The organism is Ramlibacter sp. (genome assembly GCF_050250995.1).
In the GTDB taxonomy this organism is placed as follows: domain Bacteria; phylum Pseudomonadota; class Gammaproteobacteria; order Burkholderiales; family Burkholderiaceae_C; genus Ramlibacter.
Genome location: NZ_JBFWNP010000019.1, coordinates 14,274 through 34,538, shown reverse-complemented (window position 1 = coordinate 34,538; position 20,265 = coordinate 14,274). Strand labels below are relative to the sequence as shown.

The following is a 20,265-nucleotide window of genomic DNA, read 5'->3' as shown; positions in this document are numbered from 1 at the left end:
GGTCCGCCGCAGGGCCGCCCCAAGGCGGACCCGCCCCCTTGGGGGGCAGCGACCACACGGAGTGGGGAGCGTGGGGGCTCACAATTTCTTCAGGAGTTCCGCCTTCTTGGCGTCGAACTCTTCCTGGGTGAGGATGCCCTTGGTCTTCAACTCACCCAGCTTTTCGAGCGTGGCCATGACGTCTTCGGCACGCACGGTGGGCGCGGCAGGTGCGGCTTCCGCCGCCGTCGGCCGCTGCTGCAAACCCTGCTGCAGGTTCTGCGCCAGCACCTGCCCGAGCGCCACGCCCGCGCCGAGGCCCATTGCATCGCCCACGACGCCGCCGCCGCCGCTCGCGGCGCCCTTCGCCATCTCGGGAATCGCCTGCCCCGTCTGGTACTGGATGAACTTGCCCATGTCGTTGCCGACCATGCCCATGCCGATGCGCTGGTCCAGGATTTTCTGGAGCTCCTCGGGCAGCGAAAGGTTCTGCACCGTCATGCCGTCGAGCGCGAGCCCGATCGCCGCGAAGGCCGGCTCCATTTCCTTGCGCAACGCGTTGGCGAACTCGATCTGGTTCGTCGCGAGGTCGAGGAAGGGGATGCCGCTCTCGGCGATGGCATCCGAGATGTGCTGCAGGATCATGCCGCGCAACTGGCCGTCGAGTTCGCTCGCCTTGTAGGCCTCGCGCGTGCCCGAGATCTGCTGGTGGAACAGCTTCGGATCCGCGATGTGGAAGGCGTAGTTGCCGAAGGCGCGCAGACGCACGGCGCCGAAGTCCTTGTCGCGGATCGTGATGGGCTGCGGCGTGCCCCAGCGCTGGTCGAGCTGCTGGCGGGTGCTGAAGAAGTACACGTCGCTCTTGAAGGGCGACTCGAACAGCTTGTCCCAGTTCTTCAGGTAGGTGAGGACGGGGATCGTCTGCGTCGTCAGCTTGTACATGCCGGGGCCGAAGACGTCCGCGATCTTGCCCTCGTTCACGAACACCGCCATCTGCGACTCGCGCACCGTGAGCGACGCGCCGTACTGGATTTCCATGTCCCGCATCGGGAACCGCCAGGCGAGCGTGTCGTTGTCCGCCTCGGTCCACTGGATGATGTCGATGAACTGCTTCTTGATGAAATCCATCAGCGCCATGGTCTCTCCTCGGCCGGGAAGCGGCGCGGCCATGATACGCCCCTGTGGGATCAGACCTTGGTCTCCGTAGGCGCGTGTCCTACAGACCCGGCAGCGATTAACATCTAATGTGCGGAGAAGCGGGGCCGCAAGGCTCGTCCTACCGTCGGCTGGACGGCCTTCCTACATTTTGGCTGCTCATCCGTGATCAATATTCCCGAACCAACAGCGCCGAGCGACGACGACGACCCGGTGCAAGACGTTCAGAACATGCAGACTCAGGCTCCCCCGGAACACCCAGCCCCGAATGCCGGCGACACGCGCGGCATCGACCGCACGGCCCCCGAACCCACGTCCGGCGAGGGCGCGGCATCGGCGCTCGCCAAGCTGCAGACACAGGAACGCCAGCGCACCAGCCATCGTGGCGGCGGCGGATCGTCGGGCGCCCCCGAAGGCGCCAGAGATTCAAAGGGCGGGTAAGGAAAAGAAAGGCAACGCCCTTCGGCACAGGCAGCGCCCTTCTCGCGACCGCCCCGCGCTTTTCACCCCCGCTCCTTACCCCAGGTTGCGCAGTTCCCGCAGCGCCACCGACAGCATCGCAAGATCGCCGCCGCCGGCTTCGGCGGTTTCGGCCAGCAGCCGTTGCGCCCGTTCGAGCGCCTGCCGGTTGTCGTGCTCCCAACCATCCAGCACGGCTGCCGCCTCTCCTTCATGGTGGCTCACGGCCTCGAGCGCGATGGATCGCTGAAGGTCCGCGAGGTCGTCGCCGAGCGCGAGCTTCGCAAGCGTCGCCCAGTAACCATCGGCCGGCAGCATGTCGATCTGCTGGCGCAGCCGGTCGAGGCCCAGGCGCTGGCCGACACCCGCGTGCACCAGCGCCGTCGCGCCCAGGGGTCGCTGCGTGCTGTCCGCGATCTCTGCGATGTCGAGCGCGTTGAACAGCACGCCCGCGATGTCCACGTGCCGCGCCAGTTCGCTCGGCACACCCGCTTCGATCCATGAGGCGGCGCGGGGCGACACGCTATCCTGCCTCTCCAGGCCTTCGCGCAAGGCCTGCACGGCCGGCGTGAAGCGCCTGACCTGCTGCTCGGTCGGCTCGTTCAGCCGGCGCGATCGCAGGAACCACGTCGTCGCCCGTCCCACCAGGCCGCGCAGCTCGATCACCATTTCCGCCTGCAATGCATCGGGCACGACGTTGTCGAGTGCCTCGATCTCCTGCCACATGAACACGAGACCGAAGACCTCGCGCGTCGCGAGGTAGGCGCGCACGATCTGCGGCGCGGTCGCACCGGTGATCTCGGAGAGCCGGTGCACGAAAGTCGGGCCCACGCGGTTGACCATGCTGTTGAGCACGTGCGTGGCGATGATCTCGCGCTTGAGGGGATGCCGCGGAATGTAGGCCGCGAACCGCTCCTTCAGGACCTTGGGGAAATAGCGCTCGAGCGCCGTCGCGACCCAGGGGTCCTCCACGAGGTCGGAGGCGATGAGCTCTTCGTTCAGCCACATCTTGCCGTACGCGAGCAGCACGGCCTGCTCGGGCGAGGTCAGGCCCTGGCCCTTGGCGCGGCGCTCCGCGATCTCCTCGTCCGCGGGCAGGTATTCGATCGCGCGGTTCAATTGCCCCTGCTTCTCGAGGAAGCGCATGAAGCGCGCCTGCTCGTCGAGCTGCTTCGCGGCGAGGCGCTTGCCGACCGACAAGGCCTGCGTCTGGAAATAGTTGTCGCGCAGCACCAGCGCCGCGACGTCGTCGGTCATCTGCGGCAGCAGCGCGAGGCGCTGCTTTTCCGTCATCTCGCCGTCGGCGATGGCGATCCCCAGGAGGATCTTGATGTTGACTTCATGGTCGGACGTATCGACGCCCGCCGAGTTGTCGATGGCATCGGTGTTCAGGCGCACGCCGGCCAGCGCCGCCTCCACGCGGCCCAGCTGCGTGAAGCCGAGGTTGCCGCCCTCGCCGACGACCTTCACGCGCAAGTCGCGGCCGTCGATTCGCACGGCGTCGTTCGCGCGGTCGCCCACGTCCGCATGCGATTCGTCGGACGCCTTCACGTACGTGCCGATGCCCCCGTTGTAGAGCAGGTCCACCGGCGCCTTCAGGATCGCCGTGACCAGTTCGGCGGGCGTGAGGCTCTCCGCAGCGATCCCGAGCGCCGTGCGCGCCTGCGGCGACAGCGGCACCGATTTCTCCGAGCGCGCCCAGACGCCGCCGCCCGCCGAGACGCGCTGCATGTCGTAGTCGGCCCAGGACGATCGTGGCAGGGCGAAGAGGCGCTTGCGTTCCTCGAACGAGCTCGCGGCATCGGGCTCGGGATCGATGAAGACGTGCCGGTGATCGAACGCGGCCACCAAGCGGATGTGCGGCGACAGCAGCATGCCGTTGCCGAACACGTCGCCCGACATGTCGCCAATGCCCACGACGGTGAAGTCCGTGCTCTGCGTGTCGATGCCGAGCTCGCGGAAGTGGCGCTTGACGCTCTCCCACGCGCCGCGCGCGGTGATGCCCATCGCCTTGTGGTCGTAGCCGACGCTGCCGCCCGAGGCGAACGCATCGCCGAGCCAGTGGCCGTATTCGGCGCTGACCGCATTGGCGAAGTCCGAAAAGCTCGCCGTGCCCTTGTCGGCGGCGACGACGAGGTAGGGATCGTCGCCGTCCTTGCGCACCACCTGCGGCGGCGGCACGGTCTTGCCGCCCACGAGGTTGTCGGTCAGGTCGAGCAGGCCGCGCAGGTAGTCCTGGTAGCAGGCCACGCCCTCCTTCATGAACGCCTCGCGGTCGCTCGCGGGCGGCGCCTTCTTCAGCACGAAGCCGCCCTTGGAGCCGACCGGCACGATCACCGTGTTCTTCACCATCTGCGCCTTCACGAGCCCCAGCACCTCGGTGCGGAAGTCGTCGGGCCGGTCCGACCAGCGCAGCCCCCCGCGCGCGACCTTGCCGCCGCGCAGGTGGATGCCTTCGAAGCGCGGCGAGTGGACGAAGATCTCGTAGAGCGGCCGCGGCTGCGGCAGCCCCGGCACCTGCGCCGAGTCGAGCTTGAAGCTGAGGAAGGCGCGGCGCGGCCCGGGCGCCCCGCTGTGGCCGACGCCCGTGCGCCAGAAGTTCGTGCGCAAGGTCGCCTGCACCAGCGCGAGCAGCTGGCGCAGCACGAGGTCTTCGTTGAGGTTGCTCACCTTTTCGAGCGCGGCCTCGATCGCGTTGACCTGCGCCCGCTCGCCGGCCTCGTCGTGCGCGGTCGGATCGAAGCGCAGCCGGAACAGCGCCACGAGCATGCGCGCGATGCGCGGGTGCGCCGCGAGCGTGTTGGAAATGGTGGAGAGCGACTGCGCGAAGCCGATCTGCTTCAGGTACTTCGTGTACGCGCGCAGCAGCACGATCTCCTCGGCCGAGAGGGCGGCGAGCAGCACGAGGCGGTTGAAGCTGTCGCTCTCGACTTCGCCGCGGAAGACGCGCGCGAACGCGTCCTCGAACAGGCGCGCGAGCGTCTCGGGCTCCGCGCTTTCGTCGGGCCGCGCCTGCAGCTCGAAATCGTGGAACGACACGCTGCGGCCGTTCTCGCCGGCGATGCGGTGGTTCGCCTCCGAGAGCACGCGCACGCCCATGTGTTCGAGCATGGGCAGGCTGTCCGACAGGATCACGGGCCGGCCGAGCCGATACACCTTCAGCCCCAGCGAGCCCGCGGGCGCGCCGAGCGGCCAGTACAGCGACAGCGCGAGCGGGTTCTCGGGCGTGAGCGACTCGATCTTTCGCACGTCCGGCACCGCCGCGCGCGCCGACACGCCTTCGCGATAGGCCGCCGGAAAGCCCGCGCCCCAGCGGCGGTACAGCGCGAGGCCGCGGGCTTCGCCTTCGGCCTCGACCAGCGCATCGCGCAACTCGTCGTCCCAGCGGCGCGCGGCGGCCGCGAGCTTTCGCTCGAGTTCGTTGCGATCGACCGCGGGAATCTGGCCTGTGGTGGTGCGGATCGTGAAGTGGATGCGCGCGAGCGCCGTGCCCGAGAGCAGCACGTCGAAGTCCGCTCCCGTGCCGTTGAACGCCTGCAGAAGAATGTTGCGGAACTTGATGCGCAGCTCGGTGGAAAACGCCTCGCGCGGGACGAACACCAGGCACGACACGAAGCGGCCGAACGGGTCGTTCCAGGTGAACAGGCGCAGCCGCTGCCTTTCGCCGAGCGCGAGGATCCCCAGCGCCGTGTCGTACAGCTCGTCGTCGGGGATCTGGAACAGGTCGTCGCGCGGATAGGTCTCCAGGATGTGCTGCAGCGCCTTGGCGAGATGGCCGCCGGGCGGCAGTCCGGCGCGGCGCGCGATGGCTTCGACCTTGCCGCGCAGCAACGGCGTCTCGGCCACCCGCGACGAATACGCGCTCGACGTGAAGAGGCCGATGAAACGGTGCTCGCCGACCACGGTGCCGTTCGCGTCGTAGCGCTTCACGCCGATGTAGTCGGTGTAGCCGTCGCGGTGGACGGTCGAGCGCGTGTTGGCCTTGGTGACCACGAGCAGGGGCAGCGGCGCGCGCGCGAGCTCCCGCGCGGACGCGGGCAGCGCGGCGAAGCTCGCCGACATCGTGTCCGCCCGCTCGCGCAGCAGGCCCAGGCCCGTGCCGGCAACGGTGCGCAGGGCCGTCTGGCCATCGACCTCGACGAGGTCCTGCTGCCGGTAGCCGAGCAGGGTGAAGTGATCGTCGGCCAGCCATCGAAGGAAGTGCCGGGCCTCCGCGATCGCCGCCGGCGGCACGGACGCCGGCACGTGGTCCAGCGCCACGGTCGCGGCCTCCAGTTGCGCGAGCATCGCCTTCCAGTCGGCGACGGAAGCGCGCACGTCGGCCAGCACGTGCTCGAGGCCCGCGGCGAGCCGGGCGCGGACCTCGGGCTCGACGATGCGGTCGACCTCGATCGACATCCACGATTCGCGCGGGGCCTGCGGCGCGTCCTCGCGCGAGTGAATCGCCTGCATCCGGCCCTGGCCATCGCGCTCGACCGCATAGATCGGATGCACGATGAGGTGCAGCGTAAGACCCTGCCGGTTGATCTCCATCGTGACCGAGTCGACCAGGAAGGGCATGTCGTCGTTGACGATGTGCACGACGGTGTGGCGCGAGCCCCAGCCGTCCTCGCCGAGGGAGGGGCTGAACACCCGCACTTTCGGCACGCCGGGCGCTCGCACCGCGCCGAGCTGCCAGTGCGACAGCAGCGCGCCCAGCAGGTCCTCGGCCGTGCGCTCGGCGAGGTCGCGCGCGTCGAGCTGATGGAAGTAGTCGCGCGCGAAAGGCTCGATGCGCAGTCGCTCGTCGGTGGGCAGCCGCGCCGCGGCGAGCGCGAGTACCGCCGCGATGCGCTCGCCCCGTGCGGTTTCGGTGGATGCGTCCATGTCGTTCTCCTCTGGCGAGCGCACTGTAGTGCGGCCGCGGGGTCGCGGTCCAATGCCGTATCGGGCCCGCCCCATGCACAAGCCGCATGATGTCGAATCGCGAGGGTGCCGCGTTCCGCTCAATGCACGCTGCGCTCATACGCACATCCTCGTACTAGGGTTTTCCCGAAACCGGCTCTACAATCGCGGACCTTTTCGCCGGACAACGGCCCGCCGGCATGGCATAACCGGGCCCAGGAGACTTCGACACATGCCCATGGTGAACACGGAAGAAAAACGCGCGGAGCTGCGCCAGGCCGCGCTGGAATACCACCAGTACCCCACGCCGGGCAAGGTCGCCATCGCGGCCACCAAGCAGTTGCTCAATCAGCACGACCTCGCGCTGGCGTATTCGCCGGGCGTCGCGGCGCCGTGCGAGGAAATCGTCAAGGACCCGGTCAACGCCTTCAAGTACACGGCGCGCGGGAACCTGGTCGCCGTCATCACCAACGGCACGGCCGTGCTCGGGCTGGGCGACATCGGGCCGCTCGCAGCCAAGCCGGTGATGGAAGGCAAGGGCGTCCTGTTCAAGAAGTTCGCCGGCATCGACGTCTTCGACATCGAGATCGCGGAGAAGGAGAACCTCGACAAGCTCGTCGACGTCATCGCGGCGCTCGAGCCCACCTTCGGCGGCATCAACCTCGAGGACATCAAGGCGCCGGACTGCTTCTACGTGGAGCGCAAGCTGCGCGAGCGCATGAAGATCCCGGTCTTCCACGACGACCAGCACGGCACGGCCATCGTGGTCGGCGCGGCCATCCTCAACGGGCTCAAGGTGGTCGGCAAGTCGCTGTCGGAGGTGAAGCTCGTGACCTCAGGCGCCGGCGCCGCCGCGCTCGCCTGCCTGGGCCTGCTGGTGAAACTGGGCATTCCCCGCAAGAACATCTGGGTCACCGACCTCGCCGGCCTGGTCTACGAGGGACGCACCGAGCTGATGGACGAGGACAAGATCCAGTTCGCGCAGCCGACCTCGCAGCGCACGCTGTCCGAGGCGATCGCCGATGCCGACGTGTTCCTCGGCCTGTCGGCCGGCGGCGTGCTCAAGCCCGAGATGGTGAAGAAGATGGCGGCGAGTCCGCTCATCCTCGCGCTCGCGAACCCGAATCCGGAGATCGCGCCGGAGGATGCGAAGGCCGCGCGCGCCGACTGCATCATGGCGACCGGCCGCACGGACTATCCGAACCAGGTGAACAACGTCCTGTGCTTCCCCTACATCTTCCGCGGCGCGCTCGACTGCGGCGCGACGACGATCACGGTGGAGATGGAGATCGCGGCCGTCCACGCCATCGCCGAACTCGCGCAGGCCGAGCAGAGCGAGGTCGTCGCCGCCGCGTACGCGGGGCAGCAGCTCGCCTTCGGCCCCGAGTACCTCATTCCGAAGCCGTTCGATCCGCGCCTGATGATGAAGATCGCGCCCGCGGTGGCCAAGGCGGCGGCGGAAAGCGGCGTGGCGCTGCGGCCCATCGCCGATATGGATGCGTACCGCGACAAGCTCCAGACCTTCGTGTACGCATCGGGCACGACGATGAAGCCGATCTTCATGGCCGCGAAAGTCGCCACGAAGAAGCGGGTCGCGTACTGCGAAGGCGAGGAAGAGCGCGTGCTGCGCGCCGCGCAGATCGTGGTGGACGAATCCGTCGCCCGGCCCACCATCATCGGACGCCCGGCCGTGATCGCCCAGCGCATCGAGAAGTTCGGCCTGCGCCTGGCGGAGGGGCGCGACTACGATGTGGTGAACGTCGAGCAGGACGAGCGCTATCGCGACTTCTGGCAGACCTACCACCGCATGGCCGAGCGCAAGGGCGTCACGGCCCAGATGGCCAAGATCGAGATGCGCCGGCGCCTCACGCTCATCGGCGCGATGCTGCTGCACAAGGGCGAGGTGGACGGCATGATCTGCGGCACCTGGGGCACGACGGCGATCCACCTGCACTACATCGACCAGGTGATCGGCAAGCGCGAGGGCGTCAATACCTATGCCTGCATGAACGGGCTGATGCTGCCGAACCGGCAGGTGTTCCTGGTCGACACGCACGTCAACTACGACCCGAGCGCGGAGCAGCTGACCGAGATCACGATCATGGCGGCCGAGGAAATGATGCGCTTCGGCCTGAAGCCGAAGGCGGCGCTGCTCAGCCACTCCAACTTCGGATCGAGCAACCAGCCGAGCGCCGTGAAGATGCGCCAGACCCTCGGGCTGCTTCAGCGGCAGGCGCCCTGGCTCGAAGTCGACGGCGAAATGCACGGCGATGTGGCGCTCGACGGCAATGCACGCAAGCTGATCATGCCGGGCAGCTCGATGACCGGGGACGCCAATCTGCTGGTCCTGCCGAACATCGACGCTGCCAATATTTCCTACAACCTGCTGAAGACGGCGGCCGGCGGCAACATCGCCATCGGCCCGGTCCTGCTGGGGGCCGCGAAGCCGGTCCACATCCTGACAGCGAGTGCCACGGTGCGCCGGATCGTGAACATGACGGCGCTGACCGTCGCGGACGCCAACGCCGGACGATAAAGGTTTAATAGAGAGCAGGCACTAACTCGCATTAGTTCGTTCGGCTCACAAAGCCCCCAGCGCGGCTGCCCAAAAAGTGGGCAGCCGCTTGCGTTTTGGTGGCACATGCTGCACACTAGCCGGCGTGAATTTCCGGGTTTACCCGGAGATGTTCTTTCGAAAAGAGGTCACTCAGAAGGTCCATATGGCCCGCATTGCGGCGGTCAAGTTTGCGCTTACTAGCATCTTGGTTTTCGCGATTCCGAGCCCCACCCTGGTGCATGCCAGGGTGTCGCCGGACCCTGGCGCCGCCCCGGCCACGATCACGCTGGCCGAGCTGCCCCGCCAGGGCCGGGAGACCTACGAACGCATCCGCGCGGGCGGCCCGTTCCCTTTCGAGAAGGACGGCACGGTGTTCGGCAATCGCGAGCGGCTGTTGCCGCGCGAGAAGCGCGGCTATTACCGCGAATACACCGTGAAGACACCAGGATCGCGCGACCGGGGGGCCCGGCGCATCGTGTGTGGAGGGCCGCAGAAAGTACCGCACGCCTGCTGGTACACGGCCGACCACTACGCCAGTTTTCGCAAGATCGTGGAGAAACCCGAAAAATGAGCCGGGATGTTTTTTTGACTACAGAGAAAGACACGGAGATGGATACGCCACTTCGTAAGGACCTCAGCGAAACGCAGCTGAAAGGCGTGCGCGGCAATATCGTGCAGTCGATCCGCGCCTTTCGCGTGCAGGACCTGCAGGAAACGGCCACGGCCCTCGGCCACCATTTCCTGTACGCCAACCTCGCCACCGCGCAGAGCAAGCAGGACGTGCTCGACCTGATCGCGCAGCAATTCATGCTGCCCGCCCACTTCGGCAAGAACTTCGACGCGCTGTACGACTGCATGACCGACCCGCTGCACAAGTCGGGGCCGCAGCCGGGCTTCATCGTGGTGCTGGAACACATTCCGGCCAACGGCAAGTTCGACAAGGAAGCGCGCGAGCAGCTGCTCGACATCTTCCGGGACACCGCGGACTTCTGGGCGGACCGCAAGGTACCGTTCCGCTGCTTCTATTCTTTTCGGTAGCCCGTTCCGCGCAAAACAGCCAAGCGGAACGGGCGAACGAGGCTCAAGGCGTTGCTGCCCCCAGCATTGCCGTCCCCCCGGCGGAAGGCGAGAAATTGCCGACCGACAAGCTGCTCGACGTGACGCCCCAGGCGCTGCGCATGAGCAGCCCGTTCAACTCGGGATACTGGCTCACGGCAGCCTGATCCGTCCCGTCGTCCGAACGATGAGAAGCCCGTCCTTGCGACGGGCTTTTTTCATCGCGCGGATGGCGGCGTCGGGATCGGCGCGACCGCCTGCGAAAGGCTGACGTACTCGTGTACCGGCACTTCCTCGGCACGGCGCTGTACGTCGAAATCACCGGCGAATCGCTTCTGCTCCAGCCACTTGCCCAGCGAATGCCGCAGCAGCTTGCGGCGCTGGCTGAAGGCGACCTGCACGAGCTCGGACAGCAGCTTCGCGTCGAGCGACGGCGGCTGCGCCAGGGGCACCATGCGGACGACGGCGCTGTCGACCCGCGGCGGCGGATCGAACGACTCGGGCGGCACGAACAGCACGTCCTCCATCGCGTAGCGCCACTGGAGCATCACCGACAGCCGCCCGTAGTCGCTCGTCGAGGGCGCGGCCACCATGCGGTCGACCACTTCCTTTTGCAGCATGAAGTGCTGGTCCTCCACCGCATCGACGAAGTCGAGCAGGTGAAAGAGGATCGGCGAGGAGATGTTGTAGGGCAGGTTGCCCACCACGCGCAGCTTGCGCCCCGCCGCCAGCGCGCGGAAGTCGACCTTGAGTACGTCGCTCTCGATCACGTCAAGCTGCGGATGCTGGCGCAGCCGCGCCGCGAGGTCGCGGTCGAGTTCGATGACCATGAGACGGCCCACACGCTCCACGAGCGGCTGCGTGAGCGCCGCGAGGCCCGGGCCGATCTCGACCATGGGCTGGCCCGGCTTCGGGTCGATCTCGCGAACGATCTGGTGGATGATCGACGCGTCGGACAGGAAATGCTGACCGAAGCGCTTCTTCGGGACGTGTCTCACGTCACTGCGGCGGCTCGCGCATCTCCACGTAGGCGCGGCCGCGCACGTCCTGCGCCCACGTCGCATAGGCCTCGTCGAGCTTTTTCTCGCGCACGAGATTGCGCGCGATATCGCGCTGCTCGCGCTGGCTGAGCGTGTGCTGGCGGCGCTCGAGCAGCTGGATGAGGTGGACGCCGAAGCGCGACACGAGCGGCTCGGCGATTTGCCCGGGCGCGAGGGAATTGATCGTGTCCTCGAATTCGGGCACGAACAGGCCCGGACCCGCCCAGCCCAGATCGCCGCCGTTGCGAGCGCTGGCGTCCTGCGAGAACTGCTTCGCGAGCTCGGCGAAGTCGGCCTGGCCCGCCTCGATGCGTTTCTTGTAGTCGGCCAGGCGCGCTTTCGCCTGCGCTTCGGTGAGGTCGGATGCGGGGCGCAGCAGGATGTGGCGCGCATGGCTCTGCGTGACGTTCACGCCGGGCACGCCGCCTTGCCGCTTCTCGAGCACCTTCACGACGTGGAAGCCGGCGGCGGACCGCACGACCTCGCTCACGTCGCCCGGGCGCAGGTTCGCCGTCGCCTCGACGAAGAGCGGCGGGTAACGGTCGGCGGTGCGCACGCCTACGACGCCGCCATTGGCCGCCGCGCCGGGCGCCTGCGAATTCTCGCGCGCGAGCTTGACGAAGTCCTCGCCCGCCTTCGCGCGCGCCTGCAGCTGCGCCGCGCGTGCGCGCAGCGGCGCGATCTGCGCCTCGGTGGCGTTCTCGGGCACGGCCACGAGGATGTGCGCGAGGTTGAGCTCGACATTCGACAGGTCGCCGCCGCCTTGCTGCTCGCGCAGGAACTGGTCGATGTCCGCCTCGCTCACGCGCACGCGCGCATCGAGGTCGCGCTCGCGCAGCCGCTGCAGCAGGATCTGGTTGCGCAGGTCTTCGCGGAACTTGGCAGCGTCCATGCCGTCGGCGCGCAGGCGCCGGCGGAGCTCGGGCACGTCGATCTGATTTTGCCGCGCCACGTTGAGCTCGGCCAGGTCGACCATGGCCTCGTCGGCGCGCACGCCCGATTCGCGTGCGAGCTGCAGCTGCGCCTTCTCGGAGATCAGGCGCTCGAGCACCTGACGCGCGAGTTCCGCGCGCGGCGGCATGGGCGAGCCCTGCTGGGCGAGCTGCTGCTCGAAGCGCAGCATGCGTGCGCGCACCTCGTTGTTGGTGATCGGCTCGGAGTTGACGACGGCCACGATGTAGTCGGCCGCGCGGGGCGAATCGTCGCTCGCGCGGAACGCGGGCCGGCTGGTCCCGAGCTGCGGCGCGGAGCGCAGCCCCTGGGCGGCGGCCGGCGCGGGGATCGCGGCGAGCTGCGCGCCGAAGGCGAGCGCGAGGGCCAGGGGAAGGGCTTTCATGGCGTGTGTCTGTCTGTCGTCAGTCGTAGTTGCCGAAGCGGCTGGGCGTGGTGACCTGCTCGCGCAGGAACTGGTAGCGGGGGATATTTTCCTTGAGCGTCTGCAGCGCGTTCGAGCCCAGGCGCGTGAACCCCACGAACTCGAGCTGGAACAGGATCCGCTTGTTGGAGCTGGACGTGCTGCTCTGCAGCCGCTCCAGCACCACCCGGCCGACCCAGCAGCCGCCATCGTATTCCAGCCCGACCACCGTATCCACCACGCGGCGGTCCTTCAGGCTGAAGTTGAGCCGCCCCACGCTGTACCAGCGGCCCTCGCCCAGGCCCATGCCGCGCGCGAGGTTCTCGTCCCGGTCGCCCCAGAGGTCGTTCAGCGGCCACTGCCAGCCGACGTCGATCTGTTCGCTCAGGCCCCTTTGCAGGCGGTAGGCGGCACTCACCACCCGGTAGTTGCCGGGGTTGTAACGGCCGCCGAGCGTGGAGCGGACCGAGCGGCCCGTCTTCGGGTTGTACTGCACCGTGCCGTCGACGGTCCATTTCGGGAACAGCGAGACCGACGCGCCGAACAGCAGGTCGGACAGGCGCTCGCTCACCGTCGGCTCCCCCGGCAGCGTGACGCGCTGGTCCTCGAAGCGCAGGCGCTGCGCGACGCCGAAGCGCGCGGCCTCGGCGCCCGTGTCGGGATCGAGCAGGCGGCTCGTGGCGCCGAGCGTCAGCAGGTTGTTGTCGGAGATGCGGTCGTGGCCTCCGAAGGCGTTCTCCGTCCAGATCGTCGCGAAGTTGTAGTCGTTGCGCGCCGAGTCGTAGTTGGGCAGATGGTTCTGCGCACGGAACGGCGTGTAGACGTAGAAGGCGCGCGGCTCCAGCGTCTGGCGGAAGGCGCGGCCGAACAGCTGCGTGTCGCGCTCGAAGACCAGGCCGCTGTCGATGCTGAACGTCGGCACCGTGCGGTTCGCGCTGCGCGAGCCCGTGGCGATGGGCGCGTCGAAATCGTAGCTCGTCGCATGCAGCTGCAACTTCGGGATCACGAAGGCGGCGGGCGACTGCCAGGGCCGGCTGATCTGCAACTGGCTGAAGCTGCGCCGCGCATTGGGCTGCTGCGTCAGCAGGCGGTCGGACACGAAGCGCGTGTGGTCGGCCTCGGCGTACGCGTCGATGCCGCCGGGCAGCTCGGTATTCGCGTAGCGCGCGACGAGTTGCGGCGCGCGGTCGTAGGGCGGCACGATGATCGATGCCGGGTCCTGCAGCGTCTGCCACTTCAGCACGCGCGCCGTGAGCGACAGCGGCCCGCGCGACCAGGCCATGATGCCGTCGCCCGCGAGCAGGCGCTGCGTGAGCGAGGCGCTGGTCCGCGAGAAATCGCGCCAGTAGTTGTCGTCGCTCACGCGGTTGACGTTGAGGCTCACGCCCACCGGCCCGAGCGCGGGCAGGCCGAACGCGCCGTCGTGCCGCAGCGCGAGGCCCCAGCGGTCGCGGTCGCGCAGGCTGTCGCCGGGCATGTAGTTCGCGCGTGCCGTGCCGGCGTAGTCGCGCTCGAGATAGCGGAACTCGCCGGCCAGGTCGACCCCGCGCTTCGACATCAGCGTGGGGTAGAGCGTGGCGTCGCGATTCGGGGCGATGTTCCAGTAGTAAGGCAGCGTCAGCTCGAGGCCGCTCACGTTGTCCAGGCCGATGGTGGGCGGCAGCAGGCCGGACTTTCGCTTGTCCGTCAGCGGGAAGCTCATCGAGGGCACCGGCAGGATCGGCAGTCCCTTGAAGCTCAGCACGGCGCCCGTGGCGCGGCCGACCTCTTCCTCGTTGTCGAGGTGGATGCTCGCCGCGCGCAGGATCCAGTCGGGCATCCAGTCCGGCCCCGGATTGCGCCGGCAGGTCGTGTAGGTCGCGTTGCGAATGATCGCGCGCTTCTCGTCGATGAAGTCGACGCGCTCCGCTTCGCCATACGCGCCGTTGCGCAGGAACTGGTAGCGCGGCTCGTTGAAGAACCCGGTGAAGGCATCGACCTTCAGTTCGAGCAGCGGGCCCTCGAAGATGTTGCCCTGCTTGTTGATGCGCACGTTGCCGCGCGCGCGGGCCAGATCATCGGGCTGCCAGTACTCGAGCCGGTCGGCGCGGATGATCGTGTCGCCGCGCCGCATCTCGGCGCCGCCCTCGACGATGGTCTCCATGTCGGTGCGGCCCTGGATGCGATCGCCGCTCACGAACGTGGGCAACTGCGGCCGCGCCGCCGCGGGGATCTGCTCCGACAACATGGGCGTCGGCTTCAGCGCGGGCGACGGGATGTCCTGCGCGCGGACGAGCGCGGGCTGCAGCAGGGCGGCGGCGACGAACGCCACCGGCGTCAGGACGAAGCGGGCAGCCGGGGGCTCGGGTCTCTTGCAATGCATCGTGATTTGTAGAATCGATTATCCATGAGCGATACCGAGGCAGCCGCCCCCCCACCTTTGCCCGTTTCCTGGGCCGATCCGCAGCGCGAAGCGGCCTTCCATCGCTGGCTCGACGGCATCGCCGCGAAGCACGGACTCAAGCCGTCCACCGTCCGGCTCGCGTCGGCCGACGCGAGCTTCCGGCGCTATCTCCGCCTGGATGGCGATGGGTCCACCCGAATCATCATGGACGCCCCGCCCGACAAGGAGAACTGCGCCCCCTTCGTGAAGGTCGCGCGCATGATGGACGATGCCGGGCTGAACGTGCCGCGCGTCCTCGAGTGGGACGAGGCGCTCGGTTTCATGCTGCTGGACGACCTGGGCACGCAGACGATGATCGAGGTCGTGGACCGCGACGACGCGCACGCCAACCGCGACCTCTACCTGCGCGCGGTCGACGCGCTCATCGCGTGGCAGCTCGCCTCGAAGCCCGGCGAGTTGCCGCCGTACGACGAGGCGCTGCTGGCGCGCGAGCTCTCGCTCTTCCCCGACTGGTATATCGCACGGCACCGGGGCGTGCCCGTCGAGGGCGACCTGCGGCGCACGCTCGACGAGCAGTTCGCACTGATCGTGCGGCACAACCTCGCGTCGCCCGCGGTCTACGTGCATCGCGACTTCATGCCGCGCAACCTGATGATCCCGCGAGGCGGCCCGGCGGCGAATCTCGGCGAAACACGCCTGGGCGTCCTCGATTTCCAGGACGCGGTCCACGGCCCGATCACCTACGACATTGCCAGCCTGATGCGCGACGCGTTCCTGTCGTGGGACGAGGAGTTCGTGCTCGACATCACGATCCGCTACTGGAAGAAGGCTCAGCAGGCCGGCCTGCCGGTGGGCGACGACTTCGGCGAGTTCTACCGCGCCGTCGAATGGATGGGGCTGCAGCGCCACCTCAAGGTCGCCGGCATCTTCGCGCGGCTCACGCTGCGCGACGGCAAGCCGAAGTACCTGGCCGACGCGCCGCGCTTCATCGGCTACATCCGTGCCACGGCCTCGCGCTATCGCGAGCTCGCGCCGCTGGCGCGGCTGGTGGATGGCATCGAAGGCGCCGAAGCCGCGACCGGCTACGCCTTCGGGCGGATCTGAGCCCGCCGTGCCCCGCATCCACTGCGCCACGCCGCTCGCGACCGGCGCCCTCCTCGAGTTGCCCGCCGGCGCGGCCCGCCACGTGCAGGTCCTGCGCATGCAACCGGGCGACGGCCTCACGCTCTTCGACGGCCGGGGCGGCGAATTCGACGCGACCGTCTCGCACATGGGCCGCAGCGACGTGCGGGTCGAGGTCGGCGCGCACCGCGCCGTCGAGCGGGAAGCGGCGCGCGAAGTCCATCTTGCGCTCGGCATGCCCGCCAACGACCGCATGGACTGGCTCGTCGAAAAGGCCGCGGAACTCGGGGCCGCGAGCATCCAGCCGCTGGTGACGCAGCACAGCGTGCTGCGACTCTCCGGCGAACGCGCGCTGAAGAAGCAGGCCCACTGGCAGTCGATCGCCGTGTCGGCCTGCGAGCAGTGCGGGCGCAACCGCGTGCCGACCATCCATCCCGTGGCGACCTTCGATGCCTGGATCGCGCGCGGCGGCCTCGCGCCCGCACGCGTGCTGCTGTCGCCGGGCGCGCCCGCGCCGAACGCGATCGCGCCTGGCGCCGATGCCGCGTGTGTCCTGAGCGGACCCGAAGGCGGCCTTGCCCCCGTCGAGGAAGAACGCGCCGACGCGGCCGGATTCCAGCGCCATTCGCTCGGGCCGCGCATCCTGCGCGCGGACACCGCGCCGCTCGCCGCGCTGGTTGTGCTTACACTCGTCGCATGAACCGCAACCTCTGGCTGCTTGCAGCCTGCCAGGGCCTTTTCCTCACCAACAACGTCGTCTTCATCGCCATCAACGGCCTCGTGGGCCTCTCGATCGCGCCGTATGGATGGATGGCAACCCTGCCCGTCATGGGCTACGTGGTGGGCGGAGCCATCTCCACCGGCTTCGTGGCCCGCTCCCAGGCGGCGTTCGGCCGCAAGCGCGCCTTCCAGTGGGGCGTGGCGGTTGCCTTCGGCTCCGCGCTCCTGTGCGCCTACGCCGCTGCGGGGCGGCACTTCTGGCTGCTGTGTCTCGCCACCGTGATCGCCGGCTACTACAACGCCAACGCACAGCTCTATCGGTTCGCGGCCGCCGAACTCGCCTTGCCGGGCGTGCGCGAGAAAGCCGTGTCGCTGGTGATGGCGGGCGGATTGCTCGGCGCGGTCGTCGGGCCGAACCTCGCGGCGCGCACGCGCGACATGTTCAGCGTGCCCTTCGCCGGCGCGTATCTCGCCCTCGCCGTGGTGGCCGTTCTCGCGGCGGTGCTGCTCGCGTTCATCGAGTTCCCGCCCGCGCCCGCGCAGGGCCCGAAGGCCGGCGGCCGACCGCTGCGCGAAATCATTCGGCAGCCGACCTTCATCGTTGCCGCGTCGACCGGCGCGCTGAGCTTCGGCGTGATGAACCTGCTGATGGCATCGACGCCCATCGCCATGCAGCAATGCGGTCTCCCGTTCTCCGATGCGGCCTTCGTGCTGCAGTGGCACGTGATCGGCATGTTCGCGCCCGGCTTCTTCACGGGGCACATCATCAAGCGCTTCGGCGCGATGCCGGTCATGGCGGTCGGCGTGGCGGTCTACGTTGCCTGCATCGCCATCGCGCTGTCGGGGATCGAGCTGCACCAGTTCCTGATCGCGTCGTTCCTGCTCGGCCTCGGCTGGAACCTGCTCTTCACCGGCAGCACCACGATGTCCCTGTCGGCATACCGTCCCGAGGAAAAGGACGGCGCGCAGGCCGCGCTCAACTTCTTCGTGCTCGCGACGCTCGCCGTCACCTCGTTCGCCTCGGGCGTGCTCGTCACCGGGAAGGGCTGGGACTGGTTGAACTACGGCTCGCTGCTGCCGGTCGCGCTCACGGGCCTGGCGCTGGTTTGGCTCGCGCTCAGAAACGCGCGTCCAGCCACTGCCTGAGCGCCTCGAACACGGGCTCGGATTCGACCTCGTTGAACAGTTCGTGGAAAAGGTCGTCGAAGCACCGCGCGGTGACGTGTTCCTTCGGCGCAGCGGCGGCGAACGCGCGGCTGCCCGCGGGATCGACCAGGTGGTCCTGGCCCGCGTACAGGAGCAAGGTGGGCACCTGCCATTGCGGGGCCTGCGAAATGACCCACGGCCCCGCATCCGCGATGAAGCGCGCAAGCCGGCCCGACACGCGGTCATGCACGCGCGGATCGTTGCGATAGGCCGCGACCACGGCCGGGTCGTGCGAGATCAGGTCCGGATCGAGCCCGTTGCCCACGGTCATGTTCGGCGCGAAGCGGGGCATGACCGCCAGCAGCAGGCGCTGGAATGCGTTCAGGCCGGGGTTCAGGGCGGGTGAGGAGAGGATGAGGCCGTCGATTGGCCGGCGCAGCTGCGCGACGAAGGATGCAGCCACCAATCCGCCCATGCTGTGCCCCAGCAGAAGCAGCGGCGTCTTCGGGTCCATGCGCACGCGCGTGCTGTCGACGATGTCGCCCAGGTCGTCCAGGAAGCGGCTGGTCACCGGCAGCGCGCCCCGCACGCCGCCCGATTCGCCATGACCGTACTGGTCGTAGCCGCGCACGGCATAGCCCCACCCGTTCAGTCGGCGCGCCACGTGGTCGTAGCGCCCCGCATGCTCGCCGAGGCCATGCACGACGATGACGACGCCGCGCAGCGCGGCGCCTTCGGCCAGCGGCCAGTCCTGCACGGCGAGGTTGTCGCCGTCGCTGGCAGTGAAGGTGGAAAGCGTCGACTCCTGCGCGAGATCCGTCATGGAGGCGCGATCATCGCGCCCCTCGCGGGCGGGCGCAATGGGTCCGACCGGGGCTTCAGGGCATTTGCGCCATGACCTCCGCCACGGCGGCGGTCAGCCGCTTGGCGTAGGGCACGTGCAGGAACTCGTTGGGTCCATGCGCATTGCTGCGGGGCCCCAGCACGCCGCAGACCATCATCTGCGCGGTCGGGAAGCCCTGGCTCAGCATGCTCATCAACGGAATCGTGCCGCCCTGGCCGATGTAGCCGACCGGCGCGCCGAAGTGGGCCTGCGAGGCGGCGTCGAGCGCACGGGCGAACCAGGCGTCGGTGGGCGGGGCATTCCAGCCGGTGGCGGCGCCCTGGGATTCGAATGTCACCTTGGCCTGGTAGGGCGCGTTGTCCTCCAGCAGCGTCTTGAGCTCCTCCACCGCCTTCGCGCCGTCGACCAGCGGGGGCAGGCGGAGCGAGAGCTTGAACGCGGTGTAGGGACGCAGCACGTTGCCGGCGTCCTCGAGCGCGGGGAAGCCGTCGGCGCCCGTCACGGAGAGCGTCGGCGTCCAGGTGCGATTGAGCAGCGCCTGCACCGGATCGGTCGTGGTGGGCAGCGCGAACGCGGTCGAGCCGTTGCAATCCCAGTGCGCCCAGGGGAATCGCTTGTAGACCTCGTCGCCGAGGATGGCCGCCGTGGCCTTGGCCTGCTCCAGGCGCTCGGCGGGCACTTCGCAATGGAAGCTCGCGGGCAGGAGGCGGCCCGTCTTGCTGTCTTCCAGCCGGTCGAGCACCTGCCGCATGATGCGGAAGCTCGACGGCACGAGCCCGGACGCGTCGCCGGAATGAACACCCTCCGTGAGGATCTGCACTTTCAGCATGCCGCCGGCCAGCCCCCGCAGCGAGGTCGTGAGCCACAGCTGGTCGTAGTTGCCCGCACCGGAGTCCAGGCAGATCACGAGGCCCACGTCGCCCAGGCGCGGACGCAGCGCATCGACGTAGGGCAGCAGGTCGTAGGAGCCCGACTCCTCGCAGGTCTCGATGAGGCCCACGATGCGCGCGTGCGGCTTGCCCTGCGCCTTGAGCGCCTGCACGGCCGCAATGCTCGCGTACACGGCATAGCCGTCGTCCGCGCCGCCGCGGCCGAAGAGCTTGCCGTCCTCGTACTTCGGCGTCCACGGTCCGAGGTCGTTGCGCCAGCCCGTGAACTCGGGCTGCTTGTCGAGGTGGCCGTACATCAGGATCGTCTGGCGGCTGTCGGCGCGCGTGGCGGGAACGTCGAAGAAGATGACCGGCGTGCGCCCGGGCAGGCGCACGATTTCGAGCTTCAGGCCCTCGACCTTCTGCGCCTCGACCCAGCTCGCGGCGTTGCGCAGCACGGTTTCGAGGTAGCCGTGCGAGGCCCAGTCGGCATCGAAGTTCGGCGACTTCGCGGGAATGGCGATGTAGTCGGTGAGCTGGCGGACGATGTCGTCGTCCCACTGCGCGGTGACCTGGGCAAGTGCCTTGGCGCTGTCGAGGACGGTGGGGGGAAGTTCGCGGTGCAGGGGTGCGTTCATGGAGGTCTCCGGAATACGGCAGGAGGAGCAGCCGCCACTGTACGCCGGTCGCGCGGGCG

General features: G+C 68.6%; 14 protein-coding genes. 7 read left to right on the top strand and 7 right to left on the bottom strand.

The genetic code is table 11. The annotated features are described in order from the left end of the window. Nucleotides 1-78 precede the first annotated feature (78 nt). Nucleotides 79-1,116: an SPFH domain-containing protein gene (locus AB7E83_RS14100; protein ID WP_428570454.1), complete on the bottom strand. Its 1,038-nt coding sequence runs from the start codon at nucleotides 1,114-1,116 to the stop codon at nucleotides 79-81. Between the two features lie 183 nt (nucleotides 1,117-1,299). On the opposite strand from AB7E83_RS14100, the gene AB7E83_RS14095 reads away from it, so the two are divergent. Then, nucleotides 1,300-1,575 carry a hypothetical protein gene (locus AB7E83_RS14095; RefSeq protein WP_428570453.1) on the top strand — a complete coding sequence of 92 codons (276 nt, stop codon included), beginning with the start codon at nucleotides 1,300-1,302 and terminating at the stop codon, nucleotides 1,573-1,575. A gap of 75 nt (nucleotides 1,576-1,650) precedes the next feature. Here AB7E83_RS14095 and AB7E83_RS14090 read toward each other — a convergent pair whose 3' ends face one another. Further along, complete coding sequence (locus AB7E83_RS14090) at nucleotides 1,651-6,459, bottom strand: NAD-glutamate dehydrogenase (protein WP_428570451.1); 4,809 nt, start codon at nucleotides 6,457-6,459, stop codon at nucleotides 1,651-1,653. A gap of 256 nt (nucleotides 6,460-6,715) precedes the next feature. On the opposite strand from AB7E83_RS14090, the gene AB7E83_RS14085 reads away from it, so the two are divergent. The 3 genes from AB7E83_RS14085 to AB7E83_RS14075 all read left to right on the top strand — a co-directional run bounded on the left by AB7E83_RS14085 (nucleotide 6,716) and on the right by AB7E83_RS14075 (nucleotide 10,072). Then, on the top strand, nucleotides 6,716-9,013 hold the full coding sequence (locus AB7E83_RS14085; protein ID WP_428570534.1) for an NADP-dependent malic enzyme: 2,298 nt from the start codon (nucleotides 6,716-6,718) through the stop codon (nucleotides 9,011-9,013). Nucleotides 9,014-9,197: 184 nt separating this feature from the next. Beyond that, complete coding sequence (locus AB7E83_RS14080) at nucleotides 9,198-9,605, top strand: ribonuclease domain-containing protein (RefSeq protein ID WP_428570449.1); 408 nt, start codon at nucleotides 9,198-9,200, stop codon at nucleotides 9,603-9,605. Between the two features lie 38 nt (nucleotides 9,606-9,643). Then, on the top strand, nucleotides 9,644-10,072 hold the full coding sequence (locus AB7E83_RS14075; RefSeq protein WP_428570447.1) for a barstar family protein: 429 nt from the start codon (nucleotides 9,644-9,646) through the stop codon (nucleotides 10,070-10,072). A gap of 236 nt (nucleotides 10,073-10,308) precedes the next feature. On the opposite strand, the gene rsmA is transcribed toward AB7E83_RS14075, so the two are convergent. Genes rsmA through AB7E83_RS14060 form a run of 3 tightly spaced genes read right to left on the bottom strand, consistent with a single transcriptional unit; the run spans nucleotide 10,309 to nucleotide 14,846 of the window. Further along, nucleotides 10,309-11,088 (bottom strand): 16S rRNA (adenine(1518)-N(6)/adenine(1519)-N(6))-dimethyltransferase RsmA, encoded by a 780-nt coding sequence (gene rsmA / locus AB7E83_RS14070; protein ID WP_428570445.1) that lies wholly within the window; start codon nucleotides 11,086-11,088, stop codon nucleotides 10,309-10,311. 1 nt (nucleotide 11,089) lies between these two features. Further along, nucleotides 11,090-12,466 (bottom strand): peptidylprolyl isomerase, encoded by a 1,377-nt coding sequence (locus tag AB7E83_RS14065; RefSeq protein ID WP_428570444.1) that lies wholly within the window; start codon nucleotides 12,464-12,466, stop codon nucleotides 11,090-11,092. Between the two features lie 19 nt (nucleotides 12,467-12,485). After that, a complete protein-coding gene (locus AB7E83_RS14060) occupies nucleotides 12,486-14,846 on the bottom strand; it encodes an LPS-assembly protein LptD (RefSeq protein ID WP_428570442.1) in 2,361 nt (786 codons plus the stop codon). Between the two features lie 24 nt (nucleotides 14,847-14,870). On the opposite strand from AB7E83_RS14060, the gene AB7E83_RS14055 reads away from it, so the two are divergent. Genes AB7E83_RS14055 through AB7E83_RS14045 form a run of 3 tightly spaced genes read left to right on the top strand, consistent with a single transcriptional unit; the run spans nucleotide 14,871 to nucleotide 17,855 of the window. Further along, complete coding sequence (locus AB7E83_RS14055) at nucleotides 14,871-15,971, top strand: aminoglycoside phosphotransferase family protein (protein WP_428570440.1); 1,101 nt, start codon at nucleotides 14,871-14,873, stop codon at nucleotides 15,969-15,971. Nucleotides 15,972-15,978: 7 nt separating this feature from the next. Beyond that, a complete protein-coding gene (locus AB7E83_RS14050; protein ID WP_428570438.1) occupies nucleotides 15,979-16,689 on the top strand; it encodes a 16S rRNA (uracil(1498)-N(3))-methyltransferase in 711 nt (236 codons plus the stop codon). Further along, nucleotides 16,686-17,855, top strand: a complete 1,170-nt coding sequence (locus AB7E83_RS14045; RefSeq protein WP_428570436.1) for an MFS transporter — start codon at nucleotides 16,686-16,688, stop codon at nucleotides 17,853-17,855. The genes AB7E83_RS14050 and AB7E83_RS14045 overlap by 4 nt, the downstream gene beginning before the upstream one ends. On the opposite strand, the gene AB7E83_RS14040 is transcribed toward AB7E83_RS14045, so the two are convergent. Together AB7E83_RS14040 and AB7E83_RS14035 are read right to left on the bottom strand one after the other, a co-directional pair. Continuing rightward, a complete protein-coding gene (locus tag AB7E83_RS14040; protein WP_428570434.1) occupies nucleotides 17,827-18,678 on the bottom strand; it encodes an alpha/beta hydrolase in 852 nt (283 codons plus the stop codon). The two genes, AB7E83_RS14045 and AB7E83_RS14040, sit on opposite strands and share 29 nt — an antisense overlap. 55 nt (nucleotides 18,679-18,733) lie before the next feature. After that, on the bottom strand, nucleotides 18,734-20,206 hold the full coding sequence (locus AB7E83_RS14035; protein WP_428570433.1) for a M20 family metallopeptidase: 1,473 nt from the start codon (nucleotides 20,204-20,206) through the stop codon (nucleotides 18,734-18,736). Nucleotides 20,207-20,265: the final 59 nt, after the last annotated feature.

Bases quoted from the DNA above. Each gene is read 5' to 3' on its own strand.
- AB7E83_RS14035 (WP_428570433.1), bottom strand. From the start codon at position 20,206: ATGAACGCACCCCTGCACCGCGAACTTCCCCCCACCGTCCTCGACAGC.
- AB7E83_RS14100 (WP_428570454.1), bottom strand. From the start codon at position 1,116: ATGGCGCTGATGGATTTCATCAAGAAGCAGTTCATCGACATCATCCAG.
- AB7E83_RS14085 (WP_428570534.1), top strand. From the start codon at position 6,716: ATGGTGAACACGGAAGAAAAACGCGCGGAGCTGCGCCAGGCCGCGCTG.
- AB7E83_RS14055 (WP_428570440.1), top strand. From the start codon at position 14,871: ATGAGCGATACCGAGGCAGCCGCCCCCCCACCTTTGCCCGTTTCCTGG.
- AB7E83_RS14060 (WP_428570442.1), bottom strand. From the start codon at position 14,846: ATGCATTGCAAGAGACCCGAGCCCCCGGCTGCCCGCTTCGTCCTGACG.
- AB7E83_RS14090 (WP_428570451.1), bottom strand. From the start codon at position 6,459: ATGGACGCATCCACCGAAACCGCACGGGGCGAGCGCATCGCGGCGGTA.
- AB7E83_RS14040 (WP_428570434.1), bottom strand. From the start codon at position 18,678: ATGACGGATCTCGCGCAGGAGTCGACGCTTTCCACCTTCACTGCCAGC.
- AB7E83_RS14075 (WP_428570447.1), top strand. From the start codon at position 9,644: ATGGATACGCCACTTCGTAAGGACCTCAGCGAAACGCAGCTGAAAGGC.
- AB7E83_RS14045 (WP_428570436.1), top strand. From the start codon at position 16,686: ATGAACCGCAACCTCTGGCTGCTTGCAGCCTGCCAGGGCCTTTTCCTC.
- AB7E83_RS14080 (WP_428570449.1), top strand. From the start codon at position 9,198: ATGGCCCGCATTGCGGCGGTCAAGTTTGCGCTTACTAGCATCTTGGTT.
- AB7E83_RS14065 (WP_428570444.1), bottom strand. From the start codon at position 12,466: ATGAAAGCCCTTCCCCTGGCCCTCGCGCTCGCCTTCGGCGCGCAGCTC.